Raw genomic sequence first — 14,581 nt, 5'->3', positions numbered from 1 at the left:
GTCCGCTTACTCCTCGTGGACGTCGAACTGGCGGTCGATGTCACCCATCTTCTTCGCGTAATAGAAAATCAGCGCGATGAAGATGTAGATCGAACCTTGGTGGGCGAACCAGAACCCGAGCGGATAGCCACCCAACGAGATGCTGTTGAGGGCGGGCGCGAAGAGGATGCCAGCTCCGAAAGAAACCAAGAACCAAATGATCATGATCTTGGTAAGGAGGCTCAGCACTGTCTTCCAATAGTCTGAACTGTTGTTTTCCATCATGTCTCCTCGTTATGGGTGAAACACAGCCGTCGCATGAACAAGGCACGGACGCTCCGGGCTCATGCAACAGTGAGCGAATTATAGAAAAATCAATCTTACTTATCGCTTACAGCAGCTTACAGGAAGCTGAAAAAAATTGAACTCAGGCCGTGTCCTGTACGCCGCGGGCGGCCCCTACTGACACGACGAAGCCCGCCGCCGTGATCCACTCACGGCGGCGGGCTTCGTCAAAGACGTCACGCAGCGTTCAGATTGCAACGCCGGGGTTGCCCTCCATGCCCTTGAGCGTGGGCAGGTTGAGCGAACGCTGGCTGATCACCTTCTGGCTGCGCAGGTAGTTGGCGACCACGTCCCACACCGCGGGGCCGGAGTCCTTCGCCTCTTCCGACACCGGCGCCCAGCCGGCAACCTTGTAGGTCTTGTTCGGCTCGATGCGCTTGCCCTTCAACATCATGTTGTCGATGCGCTTGCCCATCGCCGCGTTGGGGTCGCAGGTGTACTGCAGGCCACCCACGCGCACCATGTCGCCGCCCTGCTGGTAGTAGGGGTCGGGGTTGAAGAGGTTGTCGGCCACGTCCTCGAGCACGGTCTTGATCATCTCGCCGCTCATTTCGGTGAGCGTGGTCCACGGATAGGTGATCGCCGTCTGGTCGAGCAGGTGCTCCATGGTGATGGTGTCGCCCGGCAGCAGCGAGGTCCCCCAGCGGAAACCGGGTGAGAAGGCCAGCTCGGCGTCCTTCTCGGCAATCAGTGCGTCGACGATGAGCTGGTCCCACGATCCGTTGAAGTTGCCGCGGCGGTAGAGCAGGCCCTCGGTGACGGCGAGCTTCTCGGTGAGCTTCTCGAGGAAGGGCGCACGCGTCTTGTCGATGAACGCGGCCATCTCGGGGTCGGCCGGCAACAGATTGGAGAAGATCGGCAGCAGCTTGTAGCGGAAATCGGCGACCTTGCCGTCCTTGACGTCGAAGTCCATCACCCCGAGGAACTTGCCGTTCGAGCCGGCGTTGGTCACCAGCGTCTTGCCGCCGGCGTTCTCGACGATGGTGGGCGCCGGCATGCCGTCGTGGGTGTGGCCGCCGAAGATGGCGTCGATACCGGTGACACGGCTCGCCATCTTCAGGTCCACATCCATGCCGTTGTGCGACAGCACCACGACCACCTGGGCGCCGTCGGCGCGCGCGGCATCCACCGCCTGCTGCATGTCCTCGTCGCGGATGCCGAAGCTCCAGTCGGGCGTCTGCCAGCGCGGGTTCGCGATGGGGGTGTAGGGGAAGGCCTGACCGACGATGGCCACCGGTACGCCATTGATGTTCTTGATGACGTAAGGCTTGAAGACCGGATCCTCGAAGTCGGTGGTCTTCACGTTCTGGGCAACGATGTCGATCTTGCCGGCGAAGTCCTTCTCCTCGATCTCCTTGACACGCTCGGCGCCGTAGGTCGACTCCCAGTGCAGGGTCATCACGTCCACGCCGAGCAGCTTGGCCGCATCGACCATGTCCTGGGCGTTGGTCCACAACGCGGTGCCCGAGCCCTGCCAGGTGTCGCCGCCGTCGAGCAGCAGCGCACCGGGACGGCTCGCCTTCATGTTCTTGACCAGCGTGGCCAGGTGGGCGAAGCCGCCGACCTTGCCGTAGGTCTTCGCCGCCTCGACGAAATCGAGATAGGTGAAGGCGTGCGCCTCGATGCTGCCCGGCTTGATGCCGAAGTGCTTGAGGAAGCCGTTGCCGACGATATGCGGCGCCTGCCCCAGCATGCTGCCCACGCCAAGGTTGACGTTGGGCTCGCGAAAGTAGATTGGCAGCAGTTGCGCGTGGCAGTCGGTCATGTGCAGCAAGCTGACGTTGCCGAAGGGTGGCAGGTCGTAAAGCGTCTCTGCGGCCTTCTCGGCGCGCGCAAAGTTCGAATGCAGCGTCATGCCGCCCGCCGCCGCCACGGCGAGCATCTGCATGAATTCACGACGGTTCATCGACATGGATGATTCCTTTGAGAGGGTTCGAGCCGACCGCGCAAGCCCGCGCGCACCTTGCTCGAGGTAAAAAAAAGGGCCCGGGGCCGAGGCCACGGACCCTGCTCCGTACCGTTCGCGATCGGCGCTTACTGGTTGACCGGTGAGGCCGGATCGAACAGGTAGGCCATCACGTGGCGAATCTGCGCTTCGGTGAGGATGCCGCCGTAGCCGTTACGCGGCATGTCGCTGCATGCGTTGTAGGCCTTGGAGTTCCACAGCTTGCCCCAGGTGTACTTGACGATCTCTTCCGAGTTGCCGCGCAGTTTGGCGTAGCCTTCGAGGCTGACGCCGATCGTGCCTTCGGACACCTCGTTCGGGTCCATCGCATGACAGTTGTAGCAGCCTCCGCCGTTGTTGTCGGGCGTCTTGTCGGTCCACGTCAGGCCGCGGCCACTGGCCGCGATCTTCTGGCCTTCCTTCCAGTCGCCGCCGGTGAAGTTGCCGTCGGACGGCCACTTGATCGTTTCCATCTCGGCAGCCTCGAGCCGCTTCATGGTCTCGGCGTCGGGTGGCGTCAGGCTCGAACAGGCCTTCTGGATCGCGTCCTGCTTCTGGCGATCGATTGAAGCGATGCCATTGGCCTTGAACGAACTCACCATCATCTGCTCGACCTTGGCCTGTAGTTCGTCGGCCTGGGCGAACGATGCGGCGAGCGCGAGCGGGAGCGCACAAATCAGTTTCTTCATGTCATGTCCTCCTTAGCGCTTCACGCCGGGCCACTGGGCTTCGGCACCATTGCCCTTGCCCGCCATGAACACCGAGAGCGCGATGGTCACGTCGGAGGCGAACACCGGCTCAGCGGTGCGCTGCTGGCGGAAGCAATCCCACAGGCGATGCTGCATGGTCCAGAACTGCGAGTTCGACACGCGGTACGCCGGCCATGAGCCCCAGCCCGCCGCCGCGCCTTCCGGCTTGGTGATGTTGGGCAGTTGCGTCGCGCGGATGCGCTTGTCGTCCTGGCTATGGCAGGACGAGCAGGCGAAATCCATCGCGCCGGTGCGGTAGTAGAAGGCGCGCTCGCCCAGGTCGTACATCTCCTTCACCTTGGGATGTGACAGGTCGACCGCGATCGGCTTGCCCTTCGAGTGCGTGACCACATAGGCCACCAGCGCTGCGACCTTGCCGCGCTCACCCTGCAGGAACTTGCCATTGACGATCTCGGCGGAGGGGATGCCCTGCTGGGTTTCCATGCAGTGCATCAGCCGGGATTCCAGATCCTGGACCTTGCCGGTGTCCTCGAAGTAGCGCGGCAACTGTGCGGCGGCGCCCTCGACGACCCCCGCCCCGAGTCCGAGGTCGCACTGCTCGAGCGTGGCGTTCTTGGGCCCGCGGGCGGTGCGCCACAACTCTTCGCCTTCCATCTCGTAAAGCTCGGCCGGGTTGCCATCGGCGAGCATCTCCCGATAGGCGTCGAAGTTGAGTTCGTCGTCCGCCGCCATCGTCATCGGGCTTGTCAGCGCAATCGCAGCACTGACCGCGGTGAGCAGTAGTTGTTTTTTCATTCTCTCTCCTCCAGGGTCGCTTCCCTGATGCCTGCTTTCATGGGATGCGGGCAGCCCCCACATCCTCTGCACGATCCCGCCCGGGTCTGCAACCCAGGCGGGACGGGCCTCAGGCGATCTGTACTTCGTCGGTTCGGGTGTCGCCCTTGTTGTCCACCCAGCTCACGGCGAGCTTGTCGCCCTTGGCGCCACCATTGAACTTGAAGGCGAGGTAGGGGTTGGTGGACACGGACGGACCGAACTCGGCGCTGAGCACGACCTTGTCGTTGTGCTTGGCGGTCAACTCGGTGATGAAGTGGGCCGGGATCACGGCACCGGCCGAATCCTTGCGCTGGCCGGTTTCCATGACGTGGGACATCAGCACGCGGACTTCGGTGACGCCATCCTTGGCTGCGGCGCGAATGCGCATCGGGCTTGCCATAGTGTTTCTCTCCTTGATCTGTTTGCCGGATCAGCCGCCGCAGCCGCCGAGGGTGACCTTGACTTCCTTCTTGGCCATGTAGAACTTGCCGTCGGCCTTGACCACGGCATAGACGTCCGAGGTCTGGCCCATCTTCACACGCGTCTGCACGTCAGCAACAGTGCCTTCGGGCAGGGTGAAGGTGGCAGCGACCATGTTCGGGTTCTTCTCGATCATGATCACGATCTGTTCGGTCTTGGGCAGCTTGCTGACCACGCCCACCGGCACCACGGCACCGTTCTCGGCGATGTCCGGCGCGGTGATCACCACATCGGCGCTCTCGGCCGGCTTGCCGGCATTGAAGGCCGCAAACGCCGCATCCATGTTCTTGGCCTCGAATGCAGTCTGGTTCCAGGCTGCGTTCGCCATTTCCGGCTTGATGATGCCCGCTGCCGCCAGCAGACCGAGCACGCCCAGCCCACCGCTGGCCTTCAGGGTATCCCTGCGTTGATGGTTCATCCCGTCTCTCCTTGTTTAGGTGTTACTGCGCTTTCGCGCCTTCCAGAATCCACTTGACGAGTTGCGCGAGCTCCTCATCCTTGACGTGGCCTTGCGGCGGCATCGGCACCGCCCCCCAGACGCCCTGGCCGCCACTCTTCACCTTGGCGACGAGCCTGGCTTCGGCATCCGGCTGACCCTGATACTTTTGTGCAATTTCATTGTACCCGGGGCCGACGAGCTTGTTCGCGACGCCGTGGCAGGCCATGCAACCCTTGGCATTGGCGAGCGCAAGCGCTGCGGCACCTGCGGCCGGTTCTGCGGCCGCACCCGGCCCGTTGCCTTCGGCAGGCGCACCAGTCGGCTTGCCGCGGGTCTGGCCCACCGGGCGATTCTGCTCGGCGAGGTTGCCGTGGGCGTCCTGCGCGTAGTCGGGCAGCGCCGAGGCGATCACGACTTCCTTCTTGCAGTCCTTCATGCAGGCCACGTTCTTGACGTCGGGCGTGCCGCCGTTGCCGATGCCACCCTTGGCCTCCGATGCGCCCGGCCACATGCCGTGGTCGGTCGTCATGCCGTTGCGGTTGGGCATGCGCTCCTGGACCTCGCGGATGTTTTCGTCGCTCAGCTCGAAGTCGGCCGGGACGACCTCCGCGAGGTTGAGCAGGTAGGCGAGGATCGCGTAAACCTCGTCCGGATTGAGCGACTTGGGCGCCGTCCACGGCATCGCGCGCTGGATGTAATCGAACAGCGTCGACACCGTCGGCACCTTCATCAGCGTCGTGCGCTGCGGGAAGGAGCCGGAGACCAGCGCCTCGACCCGGCCGGTCTCGATGTCCTTCAGAGTGGTGCCGCCGACGAGCGGCGTGAACACCTCGTTCGACTCGCCGAACACGCCATGGCAACTGGCGCAGTGTGTCTCCCACAGCGTCATACCGTCGTCGACGTTGCCGCGGCCCTTGGGCAGACCGGTGAAGTCCGGACGCACATCGATGTCCCAGGCCTTCACCTCGGCGGGCGTGGCCTCACGACCGATGCCGGCGAAGCGACCTTCCCACGCCACCGCTGCGGTGCTCGCACCGGCGATGAGCAACGCAATCAGCGCCTTAGAGAACCTGGACATTGCTCACCTCCCCGGATTCGACCACCTTCCAGGACTGGATGGCGTTGTTGTGATAGATCGATTTGGTGCCGCGTGCCGCGCGCAACTGGCCATAGCTGGGCTGCACGTAACCGGTCTCATCGACCGCACGCGACTGCAGGATCGCGGGCTTGCCGTCCCACACCCAGTCGATGTTGAAACGGGTGACCGCCTTTGACAGCACCGGCGCCTCGAGACGCGCCTGGCGCCAGTTGATGCCACCATCGGTCGACACGTCGACGCGGGTAACCTTTCCGCGGCCCGACCAGGCCATGCCCGAGATGTTGTAGAAGCCCTTGTCGAGCAGCAACTGGCCGCCCGAAGGCGTGGTGATGACCGACTTGCACTCCTGGGTGGACGTGTATTGACGGTGCAGGCCGTCAGGCATGAGGTCCATGTAATGCACCGCCTCATCCTTGGCACCCCAGGGCTTGTCGCCCACCTCGATACGGCGCAGCCACTTCACCCAACTCACACCCTGCACGCCCGGCACCACCAGGCGCAGCGGATAGCCATTCTCGGGGCGCAGCATCTCGCCGTTCATGCCATAGGCCACCAGCACCTCACCCGACTCGATGAGCTCCATCGGGATCGTGCGCGTCATCGACGAACCGTCCGCGCCCTCGGCGAGCACGAAGCGCCCCTTCTTGTAGTCAGCGCCGCACATGTCGAGGATGTCCTTCAGCGGGACACCGGTGAATTCGGAACAGGACAACATGCCGTGCGAGTACTGCACGGTCGGCACCGCGACGTTGCCCCACTCCATGCCGGTGTTGGCGCCGCACTCGATGAAGTGAATGCGCGACACCGAGGGCAGTCGCATGATGTCGTCCATGGTGAACACGGCATTGGTCTTGACCATGCCGTTGATCATCAGGCGATGCCTGGACGGATCGATATCGTGCCAGCCCTGGTGGTGACGCTCGAAATGCAGACCCGAGGGCGTGATGATGCCGAACAGGCCCTGCAGCGGCGTAAACGCCACCGACGATCCACCAACACGGGTCAGACCCGGACTTTCACGGCGCTGCAGGCCGCGCTCGTACTGCGACGGCATGCCGTAAGGGTTGGCCGCGACCGGCAAGCCGAGCGTGGTAGACCACTGCGGCAACTCAAGGATCGCCGGATCGCCTTCCACCGCTGCACGCGCCACCGCCGGCGCGGCCATGGCCACCGACGCTGCCATGAATGCCTTGCGCATAAAATCACGCCGACCATCCTTGACCGAGGCGATCTGCTCGTCGGTCAGGAAGCTTTCCGGCGCAGGCCTGACCCGGCCAGGCCGGGCATCAATCATCGCCATGCGTTGTCTCCCCTCTGTCTTCCCAAAGCACAATAAAAAACATCACCCTTCACGACCGCCATCGTCGTCATCGAGCTTGAGCAGCCCGGTCTCCGGCGCGCTCAGATGCTCGCGGGACACGATGCGCACACACACGGTCCTGCATAGTTCGGTGAAGTTCGGGTCGATCAGGCGGTACATCACCTGCACCCCCTCACGTCGCCGCCCTACCACCCCCGCGCGGTACAACATGTTGAGGTGCCTTGACGCATTGGCCTGATTCAGCCCGGAGGCCTCGACCACCTCATTCACCGAGCGCTCGCCGTCGCACAGGCAGTGCATGATCTTCAGCCGCGACGGCTCGGACAGCAGGCTGAAATACTCGGCAGCGCTTTCGAATACTTTCTCGAGCTCGTCCATATCAGCCTTGTCTATCCCTGCATTTTTGATTTGAATCAAATTTAAAACTATAGAATCATATAGTCAAGCACTAATATTTGTGCTCCGCAGCAATCTCCATGCCAAAGGCAACGTCGCCTTCCGCAAAGGACGTTTCCGCGCCGTTCGGGTCAGAACTGCCGGCTATACTCACGGCCAGCGCACTTGCCCACGGCACCGTCTGCCAGCGCAGTTGAGCGCCCGTAACCCGCCGATTCCCTTACAGAGGAGCACCACAGTGAAGCTGAATATCGCCATCGCCGCACTCGGCATCGCCGGCCTCATCGGCACTGCGCACGCGCAGGATCCCAACCTCGCACGCAACCTCGCCGCCACCTGCGCCAACTGTCACGGGACCAACGGCAAGAGTCTGGGCGGCATGGAATCGCTCGCGGGAGAGCCGAAAGAAAAGCTCTTGCAGAAGCTTGCGGACTACCGCTCAGGCGACAAGCCGGCGACGATCATGCACCAGATCGTTACCGGCTATACCGATGAGCAGATCGACCTGATCACGACCTGGTTCGCCGCACAAAAATGACGATGGAGACGAGCAAGATGCTGAATAGACGCAATTTCATCAAGTCGGCAGCCGTCGCTGCGGCCGGCACGAGCGCCCTCCCTGCCTTCATCGGCAGCGCGATGGCAACCACCGGGGCGCGCCACCACGTCGTCATCGTGGGCGGCGGCTACGGCGGCGCGACTGCAGCCAAGTACCTGCGCATGTGGGGCAACGGCGCGGTCGACGTCACCCTCATCGAGCGCAACACCACGTTCGTGTCGTGCCCGATCTCGAACCTGGTCATCGGCGGCCTCAAGCAGCTCGAGGACATCACGGTCAGCTACGACAACCTGAAGTCGAAGTGGGGCGTCAAGCTGATTACCGACGAGGCCACCGCGATCGACATCGACAAGAAGACCGTCACCACGGCCAAGCATGGCGCAATTGCGTGGGACCGCCTCATCCTGTCGCCCGGCATCGACTTCGTGCCGGGGCGGATCGCGGGCCTCGAAGGTAACGAGGAGCGCATCCCGCACGCCTGGAAGGCTGGCCCGCAGACCGTGCTGCTGCGCCAGCAGCTCGAGGCCATGCCCGACGGTGGCGTGTTCGCGATGCACATCCCGCGCGCGCCCTACCGCTGCCCGCCAGGGCCCTACGAGCGCGCCTGCCTGGTGGCCAACTACCTGCGCGAAGCCAAGCCGAAGTCGAAGGTGCTTGTGCTCGACGCCAACGGCGAGATCCAGTCGAAGAAGGCGCTGTTCACACAGGCCTTCGAGCGCTACGGCGCTTTGGTCGAGTACGTGCCCAACAGCGCACTGCAAAGCGTGGACGCTGACACGCTCACCGCCGAGCTCGAGTTCGACTCGGTCAAGGCGGACGTGCTCAACGTGATTCCGCCGATGCGCGCAGGCAACATCGCTGCCGCCGCGGGCCTGCCGCTGATCAACGACGCCTGGGTCGACGTCGACTGGCTGACGCTCGAGGCCAAGGGCATGCCCGGCGTTCATGTGCTCGGCGACGCGCTGTTCCCGGCGCCGGCGATGCCGAAATCGGGCCACATGGCAAACCAGCACGCCAAGGTGGCCGCCGCCGCCATCCTCAACCTGTTCGAGGGGCTGCCGCCCAATCCGACACCGGTGGTGATGAACACCTGCTACAGCTTCGTCGATGCCAAGAACGTCATCCATGTGGCGTCGGTGCACCAGTTCGACGCCGAGAAGAAGCAGCCGATCCCGGTCAGCGGCGCGGGTGGCGTGTCGTCGATGGCGAACGAGCTCGAAGGCAAGTCCGCGCTGGCCTGGGCTCGCAACATCTGGGCCGACATGCTCGCCTGAGGCACCGCAGCGCACGATGAAAAACGGGGTCGCGAAGACCCCGTTCATGCTTCTGCCCTTGGCGGTTTCAGCCCCGCTGCGCAACGGGGCCCGGGCCTCGCGCAGCGTTCAGTCGAGCGTGCTGATGTACAGCGCCACTGCCTTCACCTCGAGCTCGGTGAGCTTCGAGGCGACCGAATGCATGACCTCGTTGTCGTTGGTGCGCGCGCGCGTGTTGAAGGACTTCAACTGCGACTCGGTGTAGCGCGGGACCTGTCCGGCCAGGCGGGGCAACTGCTCGGTGCCGTGCCCCTTGTCGCCATGACAGCCGGCACAGGCCGCAACGCCGGAAAAATCGTTGCCGCGATGGAAGATGTAGCGCCCGACTGCCGCCAGGTCCGCATCCCGGGCCTCACGCGGCTTGGTCGGCTTCTGCTCGAAATAAACACCGAGCGCGAGCATCTCCTCCGGGGTCAGGTCCTGCGCCATGCCGTTCATGGTGTCACTCTTGCGCCGACCCGACTTGAAGTCACCGAGCTGCTTGGCGATGTACTGATGATGCTGTCCCGCCAGGCGCGGGTACAGCGGCGACGAACTGTCGCCATCGGCGCCATGACACAAGGCGCAGCGCCCACCACTGATTTCGGCGGCCCGCACCAGGTCGACCTTCGGCAGATCTGCCGCGATGGCCGCCAGCGGCAGGCCAAGGCCCGCAGCGCACAGTACAACCAGTCTGTTCCAAGACTTCATGGCACTCTCCTGTCTGCATTTCCCCGCCTGGACGTCATCGCCAAGGCCGCATCATGAAATTATAAGAATTCGCCAATAGACTGAACAGGATCCAGAGCTCCCAGCGGGCAAACGCCACGGTCTTGCCCCCCTGCCGTGCGTGTTGCGATCACGCCCCGTTCGACCATCCCAACTCGAACACCCAGGGGGGCGCGCCGGCCTCGAGCGCCGCGCGTACGTAGGCCACCGTCTCCGCCGGCAGGAGCCGGGGATCGTGCCATTCGAGCCGGTCGCACTTCCCGGGCTCGAGGATCTGCGGCTCGCCGGTGAAGTATTCGGCACGCACGAAGAAATCGATGCGATTGGTGTCCGAGAGGCGATGCACGACGCCCAGGAGCCGCAAGGCCGCAAGCTCCACCTCGAGCCCCGTCTCCTCGCGCAGTTCGCGCCGCGCCGCCATGCGCACCGACTCGCCGGGTTCTACGTGGCCGCCCGGCAGGCTGTACAGCCCGTCGAAAAAGCCCGTACCCGCGCGCCGCATCAGCAGCAAGCGCCCACCGCGCTCGCACAGCACATGTACGCCGGTTGGAATACCCGCATGCATCAATGCTTGCCCGTGCTGCCGAAGCCGTCGGCGCCGCGAGTACTGGCGTCGAAGCTTTCGACCAGGTTGAAGCCCACCTGCAGCACCGGCACCACCACGAGCTGGGCGATGCGCTCCATGGGCTGGATGGTGAAACTCGCCCGCCCCCGGTTCCACACCGACACGAAGATCTGCCCCTGGTAGTCGGAATCGATCAGGCCCACCAGGTTGCCGAGCACGATGCCGTGCTTGTGCCCCAGCCCGGAGCGCGGCAGCACCATCGCCGCCAGCCCGGGGTCGGCCAGATGGATCGCCAGTCCGCTCGGAACCAGCGTGGTCTCGCCCGGATGGAGCGTGATCGGCCCCGGCAGGCACGCACGCAGGTCCAGCCCGGCAGCACCTGCGGTGGCGTAGGCCGGCGGGTGGGTTTTGAGGCGCTCGTCGAGCAGCTTGACATCGATTCGGTGCATCTCGGTTCTCCCTGCGTGCCCGACCCCATGCCTGCGGTCGGCACAATCATTTGCGTCTTGTCCTGGTGCCGACTGGCATACCGCGCAATCGCTCAATCAGCGAGCAGCCGCGCCAGGTGGGCGACGATCCCCTGTGCAACCTCGGCCTTGGAGGCCCTCGGCAAGGGATGGCGGCCGGCGTCGTCATACAGGATCACGGTGTTGTCGTCGCCGCCCATGCCATCGCTGACCAGGTTGCCCACCAGCATCGGCAGGCGCTTGTTGCGCCGCTTGCCCTCGGCATAGGCGTCGAGATCGCGGCTTTCGGCGGCGAACCCGACGCAGAACGGCGCATCTTCGCGCGCGGCCACCTCGGCGAGGATGTCCGGATTGGGCGTCAGCGCCACGGTCAAGGTATCGGAAGTTTTTTTCAGCTTGTGTTCTGACGTCGTCAGCGGTCGATAGTCGGCCACCGCGGCCACGGCGATGAACACATGCGCGCCCGGCAGCGCCTCGAGGACCGCCGCGCGCATCTGCAGCGCACTCGCGACCGGCACACAGCGCACATCCGCCGGCACCGGCAGACTCACGGGGCCGCTCACCAGCACGACCTCGGCCCCCGCTTGCGCACAGGCGCGCGCAAGTGCGTAGCCCATCTTGCCCGAGCTGATATTGGTGATGCCCCGCACCGGGTCGATCGCCTCGAAGGTGGGCCCCGCGGTCATCACCACCTTGCGTCCAGCGAGCAGCTTGGGCACGAAGAACCCTTCGAGGCGCTCGAGCAGTTCCTCTGGTTCGAGCATCCGCCCCATACCGACCTCGCCGCAGGCCTGCTCGCCGGCGGCCGGACCGAACACCGTGACGCCGTCGTCGCAAACCCGGGCGACATTGCGCTGCGTCGGCGGCGATTCCCACATCTGCCGGTTCATCGCCGGCGCCACGACCAACGGTACATCGCGCGCCAGACACAAGGTCGTAAGCAGGTCATCCGCACGCCCCTGCGCCAGTCGGGCGACGAAGTCAGCCGTGGCAGGCGCGACGAGGATGGCGTCGGCGTCCCGCCCGAGATCGATGTGGGCCATGTTGTTGGGCATGCGCGCGTCCCACAGGTCGGTCCACACCGTGTTGCCCGAAAGCGCCTGGAAGGTGACCGCGGTCACGAAGCGCGCGCCGCCCTCGCTCAACACCACATGGACATCGGCGCCGGCCTTGACCAGCAGGCGAACCAGCTCCGCCGCCTTGTACGCCGCAATCCCACCGCCGACCCCGAGAACAATCCTGCGACCCTTCAACACAGTCATGACAATCACTTATAATCGGCAAAAGATGCCATTTCAATACAGCGCACCGCGTGCGCTCGAGGAGCCCGACACATCATGGCAATCACCGACTGGCCAACGGACGAACGCCCGCGCGAAAAACTGCTGGCGCGCGGCGCGACCGCCCTTTCGGACGCGGAGTTGCTCGCGATATTCCTGCGCGTCGGCATCCGCGGGCAAAGCGCCGTCGATCTGGCGCGCACCCTGCTTTCACGCTTCGGCAGCATCACCCGCATGTGCAGCGCCGGGGCGCAGGACTTTGCCGCGGTACCCGGCATGGGACTGGCAAAGTATGCCCAACTGCAGGCGGTCATGGAACTGTCGCGGCGCGCACTGCGCGAGACCTTGAGCGAACGGCCGCTATTCGACTCGCCCCAGGTCGTGCGCGACTGGTTGCGCCTTCGCCTCGGGCACCTGCCGCACGAGACCTTCTGCGTGATGCTCCTCGATGCCCGTCACTGCCTGATCGACGCCGTCGATCTGTTCCGTGGCACGCTCACCCAGACTTCGGTCTACCCGCGCGAAGTGGTCAAGCTCGCCCTCGCCCACAACGCTGCCGCGGTGATCTTCGCCCACAACCACCCCTCTGGCGCAGCCGAGCCGAGCACGGCCGACGAGATGCTGACCCGAGCGCTCAAGGACGCCCTCAACCTCGTCGACGTCCGTGTCCTCGATCACTTCGTGGTGCCGGCGCACGGATCTCCGCTATCATTCGCCGAACGCGGACTCCTGTAACGTCTGTTTGTGTCCGCCAGCCATCTCCTGCACGCAGCACTGCGGGCATCGGTTTCACGTGCAAAATTGGAGCGCGGGGCTTGCCTCGAGCGCTGCTGTTGCATTATCCTCTTGCGTTTTCCGCAATCAGAACTCCCTGGAGCATTGTATGGCTCGCGTCTGCCAAGTGACCGGTAAAGCACCGATGGTGGGAAATAACGTTTCCCACGCAAACAACAAAACCAAGCGCCGTTTCCTGCCCAACCTGCAGAGCCGCCGCTTCTGGAGCGAAGGCGAGAACCGTTGGATCCGCCTGCGCGTGTCCAACGCCGGTCTTCGCACGATCGACAAGAAAGGCATCGACGTCGTCCTTGCCGAGCTTCGCGCCCGCGGCGAGAAGCTGTAAGCAACCGAACTGAACGGAGAGCGCCATGGCCAAGGGCATTCGCGAAAAGATCAAGCTGGAGTCGACCGCCGGTACTGGTCACTTCTACACCACCTCGAAGAACAAGCGCACGACGCCTGGAAAACTCGAGTTCAACAAGTATGACCCGGTCGCGCGCAAGCACGTGCCATACAAGGAAGTGAAGCTGAAGTAACCCTGGCGCGCCGAGGCCTTCTTTTGAAGGTCCATGCGGACGCAGACTGCGGCGATCAGCAGGCCCAGGGGCGCAAATCAACGCAACCCGGCAGCGAATCCGCAGTCAGGGAAACACCGTACCAAAGCTCCAGAAAGCACAAAGGCCATCAGGAATCTGATGGCCTTTGTGCTTTCTGGAGCTCGGAATGCCCGGAGGCATTGCTCACGATTGTCGCGCGCCGGGGCCGACGACGCGACAATCGTCATCCACACATCTACGGATGTCAGGCGCGCTGAATGTTTGACGCTTGCTTGCCCTTGGGACCCTGGGTCACCTCGAAGGACACTTTATCGCCCTCCTTCAGGCTCTTGAAACCGCTCATGTTGATGGCGGAGAAATGCGCGAACAAATCCTCGCTCCCATCATCAGGCGTGATGAAGCCGAAACCCTTGGAATCGTTGAACCACTTCACGGTACCAGTTGCCATATTGCTTGAATCCTTCAAGGTTACTTGTTACGCCGCGACAGCGTCACTGCCGCGGTGGGTTTAGGCGCCAGGAAGAACACGGTTGCGTCGGGAATCCCCTTCGGAATCGAGCCCTGACCAGCGCACGACTCAGGTTTTACGCATTCGTTCCTGCAGCGTCAACGCCCTTTTCACGCACACGTTTGGCGCACCGCAGCAGCCAGAACCCGCCCGGGCACACGCTTTTCGCTTTAAGCTCTTTTCCTGCGCGGACTTCATTTTTTGCCGCAGCGCACGACACGCAGAACAATCTTCTGCGCAGTACCCCGCGCACACCGAGCGAGCAATCCAACCTGTTCGGGAGTACCCGCCGCGTGTTGCACTCTGCTTCGACTACA

The 14,581-nt window shown here is 63.8% G+C and carries 19 protein-coding genes; 5 read left to right on the top strand and 14 right to left on the bottom strand.

From position 1 onward, the window contains the following. Nucleotides 1–6: 6 nt before the first annotated feature. The 9 genes from RBT54_RS01970 to RBT54_RS01930 all read right to left on the bottom strand — a co-directional run bounded on the left by RBT54_RS01970 (nt 7) and on the right by RBT54_RS01930 (nt 7,512). On the bottom strand, nt 7–261 hold the full coding sequence (locus RBT54_RS01970; RefSeq protein ID WP_320363650.1) for a DUF4212 domain-containing protein: 255 nt from the start codon (nt 259–261) through the stop codon (nt 7–9). Between the two features lie 250 nt (nt 262–511). Continuing rightward, nucleotides 512–2,236, bottom strand: a complete 1,725-nt coding sequence (gene soxB, locus RBT54_RS01965; protein WP_320363569.1) for a thiosulfohydrolase SoxB — start codon at nt 2,234–2,236, stop codon at nt 512–514. A 122-nt stretch (nt 2,237–2,358) separates the two neighbouring features. Further along, the gene (gene soxX, locus RBT54_RS01960) at nt 2,359–2,958 is read right to left on the bottom strand and encodes a sulfur oxidation c-type cytochrome SoxX (RefSeq protein ID WP_320363568.1); all 600 of its coding nucleotides are present in this window, start codon (nt 2,956–2,958) and stop codon (nt 2,359–2,361) included. Nucleotides 2,959–2,970: 12 nt separating this feature from the next. Beyond that, entirely contained in the window at nt 2,971–3,774 is an 804-nt protein-coding gene (gene soxA / locus RBT54_RS01955; RefSeq protein WP_320363567.1) for a sulfur oxidation c-type cytochrome SoxA, read from the bottom strand. Between the two features lie 109 nt (nt 3,775–3,883). Then, complete coding sequence (gene soxZ / locus RBT54_RS01950; protein ID WP_320363566.1) at nt 3,884–4,195, bottom strand: thiosulfate oxidation carrier complex protein SoxZ; 312 nt, start codon at nt 4,193–4,195, stop codon at nt 3,884–3,886. Between the two features lie 30 nt (nt 4,196–4,225). Further along, nucleotides 4,226–4,693, bottom strand: coding sequence for a thiosulfate oxidation carrier protein SoxY (soxY, locus tag RBT54_RS01945; RefSeq protein WP_320363565.1), 468 nt, complete (start codon nt 4,691–4,693; stop codon nt 4,226–4,228). Nucleotides 4,694–4,715: 22 nt separating this feature from the next. Further along, nucleotides 4,716–5,792 carry a c-type cytochrome gene (locus RBT54_RS01940; protein WP_320363563.1) on the bottom strand — a complete coding sequence of 359 codons (1,077 nt, stop codon included), beginning with the start codon at nt 5,790–5,792 and terminating at the stop codon, nt 4,716–4,718. Continuing rightward, a complete protein-coding gene (gene soxC, locus RBT54_RS01935; RefSeq protein ID WP_320363561.1) occupies nt 5,776–7,113 on the bottom strand; it encodes a sulfite dehydrogenase in 1,338 nt (445 codons plus the stop codon). The genes RBT54_RS01940 and soxC overlap by 17 nt, the downstream gene beginning before the upstream one ends. A 42-nt stretch (nt 7,114–7,155) precedes the next feature. Beyond that, nucleotides 7,156–7,512 (bottom strand): metalloregulator ArsR/SmtB family transcription factor, encoded by a 357-nt coding sequence (locus tag RBT54_RS01930; protein WP_320363559.1) that lies wholly within the window; start codon nt 7,510–7,512, stop codon nt 7,156–7,158. Between the two features lie 256 nt (nt 7,513–7,768). On the opposite strand from RBT54_RS01930, the gene RBT54_RS01925 reads away from it, so the two are divergent. Next, nucleotides 7,769–8,068 carry a c-type cytochrome gene (locus tag RBT54_RS01925; protein ID WP_320363557.1) on the top strand — a complete coding sequence of 100 codons (300 nt, stop codon included), beginning with the start codon at nt 7,769–7,771 and terminating at the stop codon, nt 8,066–8,068. Between the two features lie 17 nt (nt 8,069–8,085). Continuing rightward, nucleotides 8,086–9,363, top strand: coding sequence for an NAD(P)/FAD-dependent oxidoreductase (locus RBT54_RS01920; protein WP_320363556.1), 1,278 nt, complete (start codon nt 8,086–8,088; stop codon nt 9,361–9,363). A 108-nt stretch (nt 9,364–9,471) separates the two neighbouring features. Here the strand turns inward: RBT54_RS01920 and RBT54_RS01915 are convergent, their stop codons facing one another. The 4 genes from RBT54_RS01915 to coaBC form a co-directional block, all read right to left on the bottom strand. Next, nucleotides 9,472–10,092: a c-type cytochrome gene (locus tag RBT54_RS01915; protein WP_320363555.1), complete on the bottom strand. Its 621-nt coding sequence runs from the start codon at nt 10,090–10,092 to the stop codon at nt 9,472–9,474. 148 nt (nt 10,093–10,240) lie between these two features. Next, nucleotides 10,241–10,675, bottom strand: coding sequence for an NUDIX hydrolase (locus RBT54_RS01910; RefSeq protein ID WP_320363554.1), 435 nt, complete (start codon nt 10,673–10,675; stop codon nt 10,241–10,243). Next, nucleotides 10,675–11,124 (bottom strand): dUTP diphosphatase, encoded by a 450-nt coding sequence (gene dut / locus RBT54_RS01905; protein ID WP_320363553.1) that lies wholly within the window; start codon nt 11,122–11,124, stop codon nt 10,675–10,677. Before dut ends, RBT54_RS01910 begins: the two co-directional genes overlap by 1 nt. A gap of 92 nt (nt 11,125–11,216) precedes the next feature. Continuing rightward, nucleotides 11,217–12,404, bottom strand: a complete 1,188-nt coding sequence (coaBC, locus tag RBT54_RS01900) for a bifunctional phosphopantothenoylcysteine decarboxylase/phosphopantothenate--cysteine ligase CoaBC (protein ID WP_320363551.1) — start codon at nt 12,402–12,404, stop codon at nt 11,217–11,219. Between the two features lie 75 nt (nt 12,405–12,479). Here coaBC and radC point away from each other — a divergent pair, with 75 nt between their 5' ends. The 3 genes from radC (at nt 12,480) to rpmG (ending at nt 13,735) form a co-directional block, all read left to right on the top strand. Beyond that, entirely contained in the window at nt 12,480–13,157 is a 678-nt protein-coding gene (radC, locus tag RBT54_RS01895) for a RadC family protein (RefSeq protein WP_320363550.1), read from the top strand. Between the two features lie 148 nt (nt 13,158–13,305). Next, entirely contained in the window at nt 13,306–13,542 is a 237-nt protein-coding gene (gene rpmB / locus RBT54_RS01890; RefSeq protein WP_004358811.1) for a 50S ribosomal protein L28, read from the top strand. 25 nt (nt 13,543–13,567) lie between these two features. Continuing rightward, complete coding sequence (gene rpmG / locus RBT54_RS01885) at nt 13,568–13,735, top strand: 50S ribosomal protein L33 (protein ID WP_004335521.1); 168 nt, start codon at nt 13,568–13,570, stop codon at nt 13,733–13,735. A 265-nt stretch (nt 13,736–14,000) separates the two neighbouring features. On the opposite strand, the gene RBT54_RS01880 is transcribed toward rpmG, so the two are convergent. Next, entirely contained in the window at nt 14,001–14,204 is a 204-nt protein-coding gene (locus RBT54_RS01880) for a cold-shock protein (protein ID WP_004335524.1), read from the bottom strand. Nucleotides 14,205–14,581: the final 377 nt, after the last annotated feature.

Source organism: Thauera sp., from assembly GCF_034003485.1.
GTDB lineage: Bacteria > Pseudomonadota > Gammaproteobacteria > Burkholderiales > Rhodocyclaceae > Thauera.
Note: the sequence above shows the minus strand (reverse complement) of the source record. Positions and strands in the feature narration are given on the sequence as shown.

Coding starts and splice junctions, on each gene's coding strand:
- RBT54_RS01970 (WP_320363650.1), bottom strand. CDS start 261: ATGGAAAACAACAGTTCAGACTATTGGAAGACAGTGCTGAGCCTCCTT.
- soxB (WP_320363569.1), bottom strand. CDS start 2,236: ATGTCGATGAACCGTCGTGAATTCATGCAGATGCTCGCCGTGGCGGCG.
- soxX (WP_320363568.1), bottom strand. CDS start 2,958: ATGAAGAAACTGATTTGTGCGCTCCCGCTCGCGCTCGCCGCATCGTTC.
- soxA (WP_320363567.1), bottom strand. CDS start 3,774: ATGAAAAAACAACTACTGCTCACCGCGGTCAGTGCTGCGATTGCGCTG.
- soxZ (WP_320363566.1), bottom strand. CDS start 4,195: ATGGCAAGCCCGATGCGCATTCGCGCCGCAGCCAAGGATGGCGTCACC.
- soxY (WP_320363565.1), bottom strand. CDS start 4,693: ATGAACCATCAACGCAGGGATACCCTGAAGGCCAGCGGTGGGCTGGGC.
- RBT54_RS01940 (WP_320363563.1), bottom strand. CDS start 5,792: ATGTCCAGGTTCTCTAAGGCGCTGATTGCGTTGCTCATCGCCGGTGCG.
- soxC (WP_320363561.1), bottom strand. CDS start 7,113: ATGGCGATGATTGATGCCCGGCCTGGCCGGGTCAGGCCTGCGCCGGAA.
- RBT54_RS01930 (WP_320363559.1), bottom strand. CDS start 7,512: ATGGACGAGCTCGAGAAAGTATTCGAAAGCGCTGCCGAGTATTTCAGC.
- RBT54_RS01920 (WP_320363556.1), top strand. CDS start 8,086: ATGCTGAATAGACGCAATTTCATCAAGTCGGCAGCCGTCGCTGCGGCC.
- RBT54_RS01915 (WP_320363555.1), bottom strand. CDS start 10,092: ATGAAGTCTTGGAACAGACTGGTTGTACTGTGCGCTGCGGGCCTTGGC.
- RBT54_RS01910 (WP_320363554.1), bottom strand. CDS start 10,675: ATGCATGCGGGTATTCCAACCGGCGTACATGTGCTGTGCGAGCGCGGT.
- dut (WP_320363553.1), bottom strand. CDS start 11,124: ATGCACCGAATCGATGTCAAGCTGCTCGACGAGCGCCTCAAAACCCAC.
- coaBC (WP_320363551.1), bottom strand. CDS start 12,404: ATGACTGTGTTGAAGGGTCGCAGGATTGTTCTCGGGGTCGGCGGTGGG.
- radC (WP_320363550.1), top strand. CDS start 12,480: ATGGCAATCACCGACTGGCCAACGGACGAACGCCCGCGCGAAAAACTG.
- rpmB (WP_004358811.1), top strand. CDS start 13,306: ATGGCTCGCGTCTGCCAAGTGACCGGTAAAGCACCGATGGTGGGAAAT.
- rpmG (WP_004335521.1), top strand. CDS start 13,568: ATGGCCAAGGGCATTCGCGAAAAGATCAAGCTGGAGTCGACCGCCGGT.
- RBT54_RS01880 (WP_004335524.1), bottom strand. CDS start 14,204: ATGGCAACTGGTACCGTGAAGTGGTTCAACGATTCCAAGGGTTTCGGC.